This is a genomic window from Natrononativus amylolyticus (genome assembly GCF_024362525.1).
GTDB classification, from domain to species: domain Archaea; phylum Halobacteriota; class Halobacteria; order Halobacteriales; family Natrialbaceae; genus Natrononativus; species Natrononativus amylolyticus.
Genome location: NZ_CP101460.1, coordinates 213521 through 227404 on the forward strand (window position 1 = coordinate 213521; position 13884 = coordinate 227404).

The following is a 13884-nucleotide window of genomic DNA, read 5'->3' on the forward strand; positions in this document are numbered from 1 at the left end:
ATTTCGCTCCCCGACGCCGGAGCCGACGGCTACCCGGCGAGCGCGTTCGAGAGGATAACGGCCGCACGGACGCGGCCGGCGCATTCGGTAGGTGGTGGTGTTGATGCGCATGTGTCCCTTGGCTATCTGTCTGTATAATTATTGTGTTGAGAGAACAGTCCAGCAAATCGCCGGAACGCTCACCGCGCCGGTCGCCCCGGGCCGGCCCGACACTATATGCGGCTGGCTCCCGTCTATTCCCCTATGTTCCGTGCGATCCTGCCAGAGGGACAGATCGTCTGCGACCGCTACGAGCACGAGGAGGAGGGTCTCGAGCTGTACAACGACGCCGACGAGTTCATCGCGTTCGTCCCCTACAGTAACCTCCACGCCCTGCTCAACGAGGACGTCTACGAGTCGAACGAGCGCTCGATCATGTAGCCGGAACCTGATCGATGGCCTCGAGCTGTTCCCGGTACCGGTTTCGAACAGTGACGACCGTCGTCTGGGCGGTGTCGGCGACGGCCCGCTGTGGGATCGTCTCCTCACAGAGCAAGCCGGCGGCGTAGATCGCCGCGGCCGCGTAGCCGGTCGGCGACTTGCCCGAGTGTAACCCCTGTTCGGTCGTCTGGTCGATGATCTCGATCGCCTTCGCCTCGACCTCCTTGCCCACGTCGAGCTCCGAGCAGAAGCGGGGGACGAACTGCCTGGGGTTCGTCGGCTCTAAGTTGATGTCGAGTTCGTCGGCGATGTACCGGTAGGTGCGCCCGATCTCCCGCTGGTCGACCCGGGAGACGGCGGTAACCTCCTCGAGACTGCGCGGAATGCCCTCCTTTCTGCAGGCGGTGTACAGCGAACTCGTCGCGACGCCCTCGATCGAGCGCCCGCGGATGAGGTCTCGCTCGAGCGCCTGCCGGTAGATGACGCTCGCCGTCTCCTTGACGGGGGTCGGGACGCCCAGCGCGCTGACCATCCGGTCGATCTCCGAGAGGGCGTACTTGAGGTTTCGTTCGCCCGCGTTCTTCGTCCGAATCCGCTCCTGCCAGACGCGGAGTCGGTGGAGCTGGCCGTGCTTGTCGGCCGACATCGAGTGGCCGTTGGCGTCGCGGTTTCGCCAGTCGATCGTCGTGGTCAGGCCGCGATCGTGCATCGACTGGGTGAGGGGCGCGCCCACGCGCGAGAGCTGGTCGTGCTCCTCGGCGTTGAAGGCACGCCATTCCGGGCCGTAGTCGATCGGGTCCTCGCTCAGAACGAGGCCACACTCTCGACAGACCCGTTCGCCGCGGTCCGGGTCCTGGACGATCGTGTCGGTCTCGCAGTCGGGACACCGACCGCTCTCGGTCGCCTGCGAGTCGCTTCTGGCGTGATCGGTGATGGACCGCGTCATCAGTGTGTCTCTCGGTGCCTGCCCGACACTGTAAGGGGATCACATGGTTTCGGTGGAAATATGCTCTTACTCGTTCGCTCTCGAGGCGGCCGTTCGCGCCCCGTTCGGCCGGCTCCGGACACCGACCCCCGTGGAGCGTCGTCCGTCCGTCCGGCCGGAGCTTGTGGTCCGTTCTCGGCCGACGGGCGTCTCGAGACTCCTTATCTTGTGCCTCTGGGCGGGGCTGCCCGCTCACCGACGTCGGTAACCGTTCCTTCACCGCGTAAACCCGCCTTTCGATCGGGAACCGTCTGCTGACTTTACGGTAGCTGTCCCGAATAACTCGGTATCTGCCGTGTCTCCCCTCGATCGCCCACAGCGCCTGTCAGCGCGATACGCGCCGCTCGCCGGTCCCGTATGCGGGTCGTACGCGACCGAAACCGGGGAATACCCGAGCGCCGGTCGGCGTCCGACTCGCCGTCGCGGGGTCGGTCCGACCCGCCCCGGTCGCCGTCCCGATAGAAGCGGGTCCGTACGATCTTTGCAGCGGGTGCGAAACGTAGTCGTGTTTAAGACTCTCACCGTTGCCGTACAAGTTGGTGTGTCAATGATGTCGACCTGCCGTTCATCGGTACAGCGACAGCTATCGTCGCTCTCGCGCGGGAGTGGCGTTCGAGTATTCCGGGATCGTACCCCGTCCGCCGAGAGAGGGGGCCGAGTGTAATGTCGTCGATCGACACCTCGCTCCCCGAGGAGATCACGTCCGTCACGGAGTCGTCTGACTCCGAACGCCTCTCGAAGGACGTCATCTTCGAACTCCTGAAAAACCGGCGCCGCCGCGAGGTTCTGCAGTATCTGCTCGAGGCCGAGGAAACGGTCACGCTCGGCGAACTCGCCGAGCAGATCGCGGCCTGGGAGAACGACACGGACGTCAACGCCCTGAACTCGGACCAGCGAAAGCGCGTCTACGTCGCCCTTTACCAGACCCATCTCCCGAAGATGGACGACGCCGGTATCGTCGAGTACGATCAGGACCGCGGCCTGATCACCCTCGCTGACAACGCGGACCTCCTGATGATGTATCTCGATACGGATACCCACCGCCAGGACCGCTGGGACCGCTGGTACGCCGCGCTGAGCGTGGTCGGTGCGCTCGTCGTCGGCGCGGCGCTGCTCGGCGTGCCGCCGCTTGCGTCGGTGCCGCTGGGCGCGGTCTCCGCCGTCGTCGTCGCGGCCTTCCTCGCCGTCTCGATCGTCCACGTCGTCGTCAACCACCGCCTCCAGCAGGTCGTCGACGGAAAGCTCTCGCGAATCGAGTAACGAGAAGGACTTTTGCCGGTCGGACCCGTAGTTCCGCTCGGCTCCCGACGATCACCGATCACGTACCGGAACAGTTCGCGTGCCAGCTTTCTGTTTCCGTCACGGGAGCCACCTTCTTCGGGCCGTCGACCCGCGAGTAACGACCTCGACCGGATCGAGAGTCGCCGTCCGGCTACTGCGAGCGGACGTTGTACTCGACGTCGACGTCGGCGTCGCCGACCAGCGTCACGTCCTCGAGTTCGCCGGAGAACCAGTAGGCGTCCCGCCAGTTCGAGACGATGCCGCGGACGAACCGCCCGTCGATAGCGTCCTCGGTGTCGATGCTCGCGTCGCGGTAGGTCGACTTGACGACGTCGCCGCTGACGCAGAACGAGTACGTGCTCGGCCCGTCAGCGCCGGTACCGTCGACGACGAGGGCGTGTGGCAGCAGCTCCTGGTCGCCGTACTCGTCCGGATCGACGACGTCGCCGTTGACGCGAACGATCGCCGAGCCGTCGGTGAAGGTGACGTCGGTCAGCGAGCCCGAAAAGAGGATCCGCTGGACGTCGTCCGTAACCGACCCCTCGACGGTGGTACCGGAGACGACCGTCGGCTCGCTGTCGGCCTCCTCGGTGTCGACCTCGAGCGTGCCGTCGACGGTCGCCTCGAAGCTCGCGGGCGTGCCCTCGCCCTCGATTTCGAGGACGTTCGGCAGCGCCGCACCGTAGTCGGCGGGGTCGACGTCCTCGCCGTTGAGCGAGACCGTCGCGGGGCCGTCGACGGTGAGCTGCTCCAGGGAGCCGTCGAACCGGAAGGCGTCCCGCCAGTTGGCGACGACGCCGCGGGCGTGGCCGTCCTCGACGGCCGTCTCGTCGTCGACGGTCGCGCCCTCGTCGGTCGACGCCTCGACGGTGCCGTCGACGACGAACTCGTAGCGACTGACCGCCTCGTCGTTGCCCTCGAACAGGAGGACGTTCTCGAGGTCGCTCTCCTCGTCGTCGGCCTCGGATTCGTCGGGTTCGGCGGCCGGCTCCGCATCGCCGCTTGCGCCCTCGCCCGAGGCGGCCGCTTCGGGGCTCGTCGGGCAGCCCTCGGGAACGACGTCCTCGGGGGACGTTCCGTTGCCGTCGCCGAGGTTGATGTCGCTGCCGTCGGTGGCTCGAGTGCCGCCGTTGAATCCCGTGTCGTACTGGGTGTCGGTGACGTTGACGGTCGTCCCCCGGTTGTTCGCGCCGGCCACGATCGAGTAGTGGCGGCCGTTCATGTCGAGGTTACAGTTGCGCACTTCGATCGGACCGGGGCCCCACGCCCAGACGCCGCGGCCGTCGTCGCGGCGCTCGTCGTTCACGGCGGTGGAGTTGGTGACCGCCCCCTCGGACAGGCGGAAGTGCGAAACCCAGGAGTTCGCCGAGTAACAGCGGTCGATGTGGACGGTGCCGCCGCCGGCGCCGCCGGGCGCCGAACAGTAAAACGAGTTGTCGCCCATCTCCTGGATGTTCACGCGCGAGATGTCGATGTGGCCGCTGTGCTCGGGGCTGACCCAGATGCCGAGCCCCATCCGGTGGCCGTCCTCCGCGCCGTCGCCGATGTAAACGTTCTCGATCGCACTCGAGCCGCCGCCGGTGTCGGAGACGCCGAACACCGCCTCGTTGCCGGGGACTCGCCCCCTGATGCCGACGTTTCGGACGGCCCAGTTCGTTCCGTGAGCGGCGATCGTGACGTCGGCGCCGTTTGCAGTGACGTCGATGAGCGCGTTCTCGAACGTTTCGCCGTCTCCGACGTTGATGACGCGCCGTTCGCCGGGGTCGACTTCGATGACGTCGTACTCGGCTGCGGCTGCGGTTCCCGCCGCCGCAGTTCCGAGCGCACCCGCCGTCGCCACGCCGGCGATCTTCAGGTAGGATCGCCGGTGAAGTAATCCATCATTACCGCGGAATTCGGCGGTTTCGTCGTCTGTATCGGCTCCTCTCTCGTCCTTCTGTACCGAAGGTTCGCGTGCCATGCATTCGGGTAAGATCCCGATACCGCCATAAACCTTTCTCACTATTCATGGGTTAAATTTACACACATTCATACGTATCTTCCTGTCCGTTCACGCAATCATGAAGATTGATTCACGAATTCTTATACGGATTCCGGCCGAATTTCCCCGGTGTAATCCCGAATTACCGTTTCAGACTCCCGAATCGGGACGGTAGAGCGGACGTATGCGAACGGCGAACGTACTCCGTTCCCGGACTGTTGCAGTTCGTTCCACCGAAAAATAACGCACTGGTAACACGATCTGACGGCTCGACTCACCTACCTGTTCGTTCACCGATCTTTTTACGTGAGGGGTACGGGAATCTGCCGACTCGAGCGGTGGAACGGGCGCTATCGTGGGTTTCGATCGTCTCGGAAACTCCCACACGAACAGTCTATCGTGCGATCATGGACTCCTCGAGGGCTCGCGCGCGTTCGTATCAACGCTCCTGAGAGTGTTGCGGTTCACTGTTACGGGCCGTCGGCACCGCTCGTGGACGTCGACGGCGGACCTCGAAAAAACGGACGTCACACCCGTTCGACTGGACCACAGCACCCGTGGGACCAGAATCGTCAGCGGGTCGTGACAGGGGGAGAGGGTGGGCGGCGAGTGGGCTCAGTTAGTTACCCGAGGCTGCGTCTTCGGGCGTCGTCGGCACCCCACTGGGGACGAACGCCTCGGGGTCGGTTCCGACATCGCTCGCGAGCTCGACGTTCGAGCCGTCGCGCTCTTTGATGCCGCTGTGAAAGCCCGTGTCGTAGTCGGTTTCCGTGACTTCCGCCGTCGTTCCGTTACCGTTCGCACCCGCGGAGATCGCGTAGTGCTGGCCGTTCATCTCGAGCTGGCAGCCCTCGATCTCGCACGTCCCGGGGGCCCACACCCAGATGCCCCGGCCGTCGTAGCCGTCGTCGTCGAGGAGGACGCTCGAGTTCGTGACCTTGCTCCCCGCCGAACCGATGCGGTAGTGGGAGACGTAACAGTTCGCGGCGAAACAGCTGTCGATGTGGACGGTGCCGCCGCCGGCACCGCCGGGAGCGGAGGCGTAGATCCCGTTGTCCGGGAATCCCTGGACGTTGATCCGCTCGAAGTCGATGTGGCCGCTGTGGTCGGGACTGACCCAGATACCGGTTTCGGCCGTTGCGGCGCCGCCTTTGACGCTACCGTCGGCGAGGTAGACGTTCTCGACGGTGCTCGAGCCGCCGCCGGTGTCGGAGACGCCGAACGCGGCGCCCGGTGCGCCGACGTCGAACTGTCCCTCGATGGCGACGTTTCGGATCGTCCAGTCGGTGCCGTGGGCCGCGACGGTCGCACGGGCACCCTCTGCCGTACAGTCGATGAGGACGTTCTCGAACGTTTCACCGCTTTCGACGGTGATGGTTCGGTCCTCACCTGCCGAGACCTCGATCGTGTCGTAGCTCTCGGACGAACCGGTGCCGTCGTCAGCCGTCACCGCGGTCGTCGCGCCGGTCGCCATCGTCGCGGTTGCGACTGCGGCGAGCGAACGAACGTACGAACGACGGGTTAACCGCTTGTTACGGTCGGTGGTCGAAGAGGACGTGGCCTCGGTAGTGCGGGGATTCTGCGCCATGCATTACGAGTAACCCGGTGTTGCCCACATAAACTTTTCCTTATCAAGCGGTGTTAAATTTACAGATTATACTATGATTAGTACGGAACCCATCACGAACTATGAGGGATCACCCTCGAACACAACACTCTCTTCGGTCGGTGAGCCTCAGGCCGTCGGACCGAAAAAGCACTGCTTATCGGAGACTGCGTCGGGGTGAACGAGAACGAACGGGTGTGAGAGGTGCCGAAATGGTTGCACAACGAATGGATTTACCATCGCTTACCGGCTCGTTCGCCGGGAGACTCACCACGTGTCCTGTTCGGCGAACGTGACCGTCCAGTTCGCCGGATCGGTGACCGCCCGCCCGGCGATCGTCCACCCGTGGCCGTCCTCGTTCGCGATGGGATAGGTCACCTGCGTCGTCGGGATCGTCAGCCGAGAGAGCGGGAGCGACTGGTCCGAGTGAAAGCCGAACCGGCCGAGCAGCGCCGGCGGAATCGTCCGTCCGCTCGCAGCCAGGATGTCTGCTCCGCGGTTGTCCTCGAGGACCCGCGCGAGGATCGACCGCAGACCGTCGTCCCTGTCGGGCGTCGCCTCGAGCGGGACGACGTCGGCCAGCGACGTTACGACCGAGCCGTCCTGGGTCGTCGTCCCGGTGACGACGGCGGCGATCGGCTCGCCGTACCGCGTCGCGACGTACGTTCGGTACTGCCAGCGGGGGTTCTCGAACCGCCAGCCGTAGAACGTTCGGTCGCGGTGTGCGTGAAGCGTCGACGGCACCGCACGCCGGTACAGGTCGGCGAGAACGGTGGCGGGAACGTCGTCGAACCGGGCGACGGTGATATCGGATCGCGGTCGTACCGTGGCTTCTCGTGCGCGTAAGTACCCACTAACGAGCGGTTGTGCCACGTTCGAGAGCGCCGCCAGTCGCCCGTCGTCGGTGTCGACGAGCCCGTCGGGGTTCTGAATCCGGTAGAAGGTCGGCACCTCCTCGACGATCTGCCAGCCGTGTTTCAGGCTCCCCGACAGCGTCGCCTGGTTCGGGAAGTTAAAGAACAGCGACGGATCTCGGTCGCGGTAGTACTCTTTCATCCGCTCGGTCGTCCGCGAGTACAGCCCGCGCCGGCGGTGGTCGGGGTGGACCATCACGTCGGCGGGCTGGAACCCGCGAACCGTCCGGTCGCCGACGCGCAACTCGAGGGCGAAGCAGGGTTTCGTTCCGACAACCTCGTCGTCGTGGGTGGCGAGGACGATCGGTACGTGGTCTGCGTACGGGTTCTCCTCGTACTTCCAGCGGAACCAGTCGTCGTCCCGGTCGCCCAGCACGAGATCGTAGAGTTCGAGAAACCCCTCCCTGTCGGCGGGTTCGTACAGCCGAATCTCGTAGGGGTCCGGCGGTGTCCGGTCTGTGCTCGCGCGCTCGCTCGGGGCGGTCGTCGCGTCGGTCGTCCGTGAGTGGTCTGTCGCCATCGTGGTCGTCAGTCGTCGTGTGCACCCCCGTCGGAGACGCCGACGGGGTTCGAGTCTGCCTCGTGTTTTTTCGTCCGGTCGAGCTCGGCGATCGGGTCACAGCGGAGGATCTCCGCGCGGTGTTCGTCGAGGAGGGGAGCACGTTCGCCGGGATCCGGCGGGGTCTTCGCCATCTTGATCGGCGTCCCGGCGATGGTGACCGTCTCGTCGGTTCGGGGGAGCGTCGCCTCGATGAGCATCTCGCGGCTCCGCGCGTGTTCGCAGTTGTAGACGTCGGCGACGTCCTGGACGGGACCGCAGGGGACCCCCTCCTCGAGGACGTCGAGCAGTTCTTCGACGGTGTGCTCGCTCACCCAGTCCGTGATCCCCTCTCGCAGGTACTCGCGGTTCTCGAGTCGGTCTGCGGCCCGCGGGTAGTCGACGATCCAGTCGGGACGGTCCATCGCCTCACAGAGCGCCTGCCAGTGGTTGTCCCCCAGCGCGGCGATCACGACGTAGCCATCTCTGGCCTCGAAGGCGTTGTACGGAAACAGCGTCGGGTGTGAGTTGCCCTGTCGATGGGGAACCTCACCCGTGTAGGAGTACTGGTAGACGGTTCGTTCGGCGAGGCTGATCATCGCGTCGTACATCGCGGTGTCGACGAACTGACCGACGCCGGTTCGTTCGCGGTAGTGTAACGCGGCGAGGATGTTGACCGCGTGTAACACGCCGGTGAAGATGTCGCCGACGCCGAAGCCGACCTTCGTCGGCGGGCCGTCCTCCTGGCCGGTGAGGTGCATGACCCCGCCGAGGGCCTGGGCGACGAGGTCGAACGCGGGCTCGTGCTGTTTCGGGCTCGCCCCCGTCCGCGGGTCGCCGAAGCCCCGCATCGAGGCGTACACCAGCTGCGGGTTGATCTCGGCGAGGCGCTCGTACTCGAGGCCGAACTTCTCCATCGTTCCCACGCGGAAGTTCTCGACGAGCACGTCGGCGTCTTCGACCAGCGCGAGGAACTCGCGGCGGTCGGCGGCGTCGTTGAAGTCGAGCTCGACGCTTCGCTTGCCGCGGTTGATACTCTGGAAGTAGCCGCCGAAGCTGTCGTCCGCGTCGTGAAACGGCGGCGTCTCCCGAACGAAGTCCCCGCCCGGCGGCTCGATCTTTACTACATCGGCACCCAGATCTGCGAGTAACATCGTACAGTACGGTCCGCCGAGGACCCTCGTCAGATCCAGCACACGTACGTCGTCGAGGGCAGGCATGTGTCGTATCAGGTTCGAAGGGAGTTGTCGGGCTTTGTTATGCGTTGATTTCGGGCTGTAAGGGTCTCGAACCCGGTTCACGACTCGCCGGAAACGGTGTACATCCGGAACTCCTCGTTCGAGATGACCTTGTTGGCGCCTGGCTCCGCCTCGAGGCCGGCGAGGGCGGCCTCGGAGTGGTGAAGCTCCTGGTAGACCTCGAATTCTCGAGTCGTGTCGTAGGCGCTGACGGTGAAGTGGTAGTCCATCCCGTGGTAGGCCCCGCTGTAGTTTCCGGCTTCGAACTCGTCGACCAGCACTACCCCGCCGGCGCCGCCGCCGTAGGCGATCTCTTCGCTCGGTTCGACGCCGTTGATCGCGTGGCCGAACCGGTCTGGGCCGTAGCCGAGGCCGGCGATCAGGAGGTCGTCGTTGCGGTGTTCGATCGCCGACTCGTAGCCGCTCATCTGCTGGTCGCTGACGTGCTGGGTCGGGTTGTAGATGATCGGGGAGGCGAACACCGTCAGCAGCGAGAGCACGAGACAGGCCCCGAGGAACGTCGCGGCGAGGGCGGTCGCTCCCGGCGTCGTCAGCGGCCCCGACAGCCAGCCGATGCCGTGGGCGACCGCGATCCCGCCGAGGATCGTCAACATCACGTAGATGAACCCGACCTGGCGGAACGCCATCGTCGGGGTACCGACGAAGTAGACGAGGAACATCCCTCCCAGTGGGATCAACGCCAGCGCGAAGTACGTGACGAACGTCCGGGCCTCGGCGTCGAGACTCGTTCGCCCCAGCCAGACGAGCAGGACGAACAGCGCGGCGATGAGCCCGATCACGGCCGCCACGAGGAACATTTTCGCGAACAGTTCGGTCATACTCCCGCCGATCGCCGTCAGCGACGCCTCGCGCTGGTCGACCTCGGCGCTGCCGCCGATGTCCTGGGTGAGCAGGCCGTACAGCAGGCCGGCGAGCGCCCGCCTGAACCGCTCGTTGCTGAGCGCCCAGATGACGAATAACCCGCCCAGGACGGCCGTGTGGGCGTACACCGTCGGTTGGGTGACGATCGGGTGATCGGGATAGCGACGCCTGGCGAGAAACTGGACGCCGGCGATCGTGCCGATCACCACGACGACGTTGATCATCTGCTGTGGGTGGACCAACAGCAGTCCGACGCCGACGACGATCACCAGGGCGCTGAACGGCGAGAGTCCGAACGGGAGCCGCTCGAGTTCTCCGCGACGTCTGAGGAAGGCGACGAACGCGAACAGCGCCACCGGAACGAGAAACAGCGCGTTCGAGTTGGTGTGTGGACCCATGTGGGTCGCGACGTTGTTGATCGGCAGGACGAACCAGGAGGCGACGGCCGCGAAGCCGACGGCCATCGCGTTGCCGGTGACGTCGCGGACCACCAGCGGGACGAACACCACGAACGGGACGAACAGGAGGACGACGGTGATCAGCATCGCGCGCTCGAGCGGGATGCCGCCGAGGAGGTGCAGCGCCGACGTGACGGCGTGAAGCCCGGGGTAGAACAGCTGGTGGGGCAGCAGGTCGCCGGCGACGAAGTCCCGCGCCCAGCCCAGGTGCGTCAGCCCGTCGCCGAGCCCGAGAAACCGGTAGTTCCGGATCACCGGGAGGCTGACGATCGCGGTCACCGACAGCGCCCCCAGCCCGATTGCGAGGTGTTGCTGGTGGCGACGACAGACCACCGTCGCACAGACGGCGATCCCGAGACCGACGGCGAGTCCGGCCCAGGTCGCCGTCGGGGTGGCGGCGTAGATCGACCCCTCGTACCCGGTCGCGGGCGCGGCCCGCGCGATCGCTATTGCGGCGGCGACGGCGAAGAAGCCGACCGCGAGGACGAGGTTCTGGATCGATCGCCTCATCGTCTCACTCCGTCGGATGGTGCGGTCTCACAGCTCATATACTGCCGAGAGGATTGCGAACAGCGAGGTTTGTTATACGGCTCCTACCCGCCGGCGTCGGCGCTGTTGGCCGTTCGCCCCGGGGAGTGTCCCTCGAGACTCGGCGTGTGCCCGCTCGCGGGGGCAGATCGCAGACCCCGGTCCGTCGCCGGCGGACCGCAGCGCCTTGGCCCCGTTGTGATCCCCCGTTCGTGGACTTCCAACGGGTCTTCGAGACCGCTCTCGCCGGCGGTAGGCGGTGCCATCCGGGTCGCTACGGCCTGCATAGCAAACAGCGCTCGCGGACACTCACGCCACAGACGACATGTCCTCGATCACAATCGACCCTCCGGTTACGGAGGGAACCACGCTTCGTTGCGCCGTCCGATCGACGCCCGACCTCGAGCGGTTCGTCGGCGACGAGTTCATCGCCGACTACGACGTTCCGATCGACGACGTTCCCGACGGCGTGCTCTCGATACCGGTTCTCGCGCAGGTCTGTCCGGTCGCCTGGGCAAACGGCGCCGACGTCTACGTCGACTCGGTCGACGCCACGTTCGCGCGCGCACTCGAGGACGTGAAGGCCTCGCTGCTCTCGATGTACGACTTCCTCGAGGGCGGCACCCTGTACAGCCGCCGGACGCCCGACCTCGCGGGGGCGGTCGGCCGCCCGGATGCGGGCGGAACGGACAGCGCCCTGCTGTTCACCGGCGGAGTCGACTCGACGTGCTCGTACGTCGCCCACCGCGAGACAGAGCCGATGCTGGTCAGCATCCGCGGCTGGACGATCACGCCCGAGCCCTACGACGACGAGAAGTGGGGGGACCTCAGAACGCGAGTGTCGACGTTCGCCGACGAGCGCGGCCTCGAGACGGCGTTTCTCGAATCGAATATGCTCTCGTTTCTCGACCACCCGATGTTGCTGGCTCACTACAGCCGGTACGTCGACGGCGGCTGGTACAGCTCCGTCGGCCACGGACTCGGGCTGCTCGGCCTCTGTGCGCCGTTGACGTACGTCCGCGGGATCGACGACCTCTACGTTGCCGCGACCCACTGGGAGGGGATCGACCTCGAGTGGGGCTCGCGGCCCGACATCGACGACTTCGTCCGCTGGGGGTCGACCCGGTGTCACCACGACGCCTACGAACTCACTCGCCAGGAGCGCATCGACCTGATCGCCGACTACGTCCGCGAGGAGGCGCCGAACCTCCAGTTACAGACGTGTAACGCCCGGATGGACGGCAACTGCGGCGTCTGCGAGAAGTGTTATCGGACCGCCGTCGGACTGCGCTTGGCCGGCCTCGAGCCGCCGGCACACGGCTACCCGTTCACCGACGAGGACTACCACGACCTCCGTCAGTCGTTCGAGCGGGGTCGGTGGGTCCTCGGCTACGACGAACTCTACATGTGGGAGGACATCCGCGAGCGCGTCGCCGAGACCGAGCCGCAGTCGCCCGCCGAACGGACGTTCTTCGCGTGGCTCGAGACGGCCGACCTCGAGGACCTCGTCGACGGTTCGGGCCCGCCGCTCTCTCATCGGGTGCTCCGGACGGGGGCGCGACACACGCCGAACGCGGTGTACAACACGCTGTACCCCGCGTGGGCGCGCACGAAGTCGGAACTCAAGCGCGTCCGTCAGTGACCGCCGGCCGTTACTCCATCGTGACGACGACCCGTCCGTCGAAGTTGAGGAGAACGGACTGGGCGGTGTCGCCGAACAGCGCCTTTCCGGTGGGACTCCGGCGTTTCCCGACCAGGAACACGTAGTCACAGCCCGCGTCCTCCGCGGTGTCGACGATCGCGTCGGCCCGCTCCCCCTCGTCCTCGACGAGCAGCCCGCGCGTTTCGTACTCGACGTCGGGGAGGTGCTGGTTCGCCGCCCGCTCGGCGGCGGCCGCGGTGAGGTGTTCCGGCTCCTTGTTGTACGTCGTCCGCTCGATACTCTCGATCTGCGACAGTGCCTCGAGCTCGTCGTCGTAGCCGTCCTGTGTCATCACGGAGAGGACGACGACAGACGCACCGACGCCCGCCGCCAGTTCGCCCGCCTCTCGGAGCAGGTCCCCGTTCGATTCCGTTCCGTCGACGACCGCGAGTGCACGATCCATATGCGTTCTGCTCGACAAATGGGTATAAAATCATCGACGACTGTTCGGTCCCCCTACCCGTGTCACCTACTTGCTTCTCGAGGCCGTACGTGTCGCGATGTACGCGAACATACTCGTTGCGACCGACGGGAGCGAACTCGCGACGATCGCGTGCCGACAGGGGCTCTCCCTCGCCGAGGCGCTCGGCTCGCGCGTGCACGCTCTCTACGCGGCCGACGTTCCTTCGGACGTCTCCTGGCAGCTCGTCGACGAGGACTGGCGGTCTACCGGCCAGTCGATCGTCTCGCCGCTGGCCGAGGAGGCCTCCGACCGCGGCCTCGAGGTCGAAGCGAGCGTTCGGGGCGGCGCGCCCAGACGGGAGATCATCGACTACGCCGCGGAACACGAGATCGACCTCGTCGTCTGTGGCACCCACGGTCGGACGGGGCTCAGGCGGTTGATCGCGGGCAGCGTCGCGAGCGGCGTCGTCCGCGACTCGCCGGCGCCGGTGCTGACCGTCAGCGCGCACGTCGGCACCGTCGTCGATCCGATCGAGACGATCCTGATCGCGACCGACGGCCGTCCGGGCGTCGAGTCCGCGGTCGAGCAGGGGCTCTCGCTGGCGGCGGCGCTCGAGGCGCACCTTCACGTCCTGTCGGTCGTCGACGACACCCAGTCGCAGCTATCGGTCGTGCTCGAGGCGTTCGAAGAGCAGGCGACGGAGGCGGTGAGCACCGTCGAGCACCGGGCGGCCCGGCGCGACGTTTCGACGACCCGATCGATCGAACACGGCGTGCCCCACGAGGCGATCACCGGCTACGCCGAGGGCCACGACGTCGACCTCGTGGTGATGGGAACCGAGAGCCGCACCGGGCTCGACCGGTTCGCCTTCGGCAGCTGCTCACAGCGCGTCGTCGGGACGGCGCCGGTGCCGGTGGTGACGGCGCGGACGCTCGAGTGAGCCACGGG

Annotated in this window: 11 protein-coding genes; 4 read left to right on the forward strand and 7 right to left on the reverse strand. The window is 66.1% G+C overall.

Annotation, left to right across the window (positions count from 1 at the left end; genetic code table 11):
• Positions 1–243: 243 nt before the first annotated feature.
• Positions 244–420: a hypothetical protein gene (locus NMQ11_RS19970; protein WP_255171672.1), complete on the forward strand. Its 177-nt coding sequence runs from the start codon at positions 244–246 to the stop codon at positions 418–420.
• On the opposite strand, the gene NMQ11_RS19975 is transcribed toward NMQ11_RS19970, so the two are convergent.
• Entirely contained in the window at positions 413–1366 is a 954-nt protein-coding gene (locus NMQ11_RS19975; RefSeq protein ID WP_255171673.1) for a transcription initiation factor IIB, read from the reverse strand. The two genes, NMQ11_RS19970 and NMQ11_RS19975, sit on opposite strands and share 8 nt — an antisense overlap.
• Before the next feature lie 702 nt (positions 1367–2068).
• Here NMQ11_RS19975 and NMQ11_RS19980 point away from each other — a divergent pair.
• Positions 2069–2665: a DUF7344 domain-containing protein gene (locus NMQ11_RS19980; protein WP_255171674.1), complete on the forward strand. Its 597-nt coding sequence runs from the start codon at positions 2069–2071 to the stop codon at positions 2663–2665.
• A 172-nt stretch (positions 2666–2837) separates the two neighbouring features.
• On the opposite strand, the gene NMQ11_RS19985 is transcribed toward NMQ11_RS19980, so the two are convergent.
• The 5 genes from NMQ11_RS19985 to NMQ11_RS20005 form a co-directional block, all read right to left on the reverse strand.
• Complete coding sequence (locus NMQ11_RS19985) at positions 2838–4646, reverse strand: hypothetical protein (protein WP_255171675.1); 1809 nt, start codon at positions 4644–4646, stop codon at positions 2838–2840.
• A gap of 640 nt (positions 4647–5286) precedes the next feature.
• The gene (locus NMQ11_RS19990; protein ID WP_255171676.1) at positions 5287–6255 is read right to left on the reverse strand and encodes a hypothetical protein; all 969 of its coding nucleotides are present in this window, start codon (positions 6253–6255) and stop codon (positions 5287–5289) included.
• Between the two features lie 285 nt (positions 6256–6540).
• Positions 6541–7707: a GNAT family N-acetyltransferase gene (locus NMQ11_RS19995; protein ID WP_255171677.1), complete on the reverse strand. Its 1167-nt coding sequence runs from the start codon at positions 7705–7707 to the stop codon at positions 6541–6543.
• 8 nt (positions 7708–7715) lie between these two features.
• The gene (gene mct / locus NMQ11_RS20000; RefSeq protein ID WP_255171678.1) at positions 7716–8945 is read right to left on the reverse strand and encodes a succinyl-CoA:mesaconate CoA-transferase; all 1230 of its coding nucleotides are present in this window, start codon (positions 8943–8945) and stop codon (positions 7716–7718) included.
• A 77-nt stretch (positions 8946–9022) separates the two neighbouring features.
• A complete protein-coding gene (locus NMQ11_RS20005) occupies positions 9023–10813 on the reverse strand; it encodes a hypothetical protein (RefSeq protein ID WP_255171679.1) in 1791 nt (596 codons plus the stop codon).
• A gap of 343 nt (positions 10814–11156) precedes the next feature.
• Between NMQ11_RS20005 and NMQ11_RS20010 the strand changes: the two genes are divergently transcribed.
• A complete protein-coding gene (locus NMQ11_RS20010; RefSeq protein WP_255171680.1) occupies positions 11157–12473 on the forward strand; it encodes a hypothetical protein in 1317 nt (438 codons plus the stop codon).
• Between the two features lie 10 nt (positions 12474–12483).
• Here the strand turns inward: NMQ11_RS20010 and NMQ11_RS20015 are convergent, their stop codons facing one another.
• Positions 12484–12936, reverse strand: a complete 453-nt coding sequence (locus NMQ11_RS20015) for a universal stress protein (RefSeq protein ID WP_255171681.1) — start codon at positions 12934–12936, stop codon at positions 12484–12486.
• A 97-nt stretch (positions 12937–13033) separates the two neighbouring features.
• On the opposite strand from NMQ11_RS20015, the gene NMQ11_RS20020 reads away from it, so the two are divergent.
• Positions 13034–13876, forward strand: coding sequence for a universal stress protein (locus NMQ11_RS20020; protein ID WP_255171682.1), 843 nt, complete (start codon positions 13034–13036; stop codon positions 13874–13876).
• Positions 13877–13884: the final 8 nt, after the last annotated feature.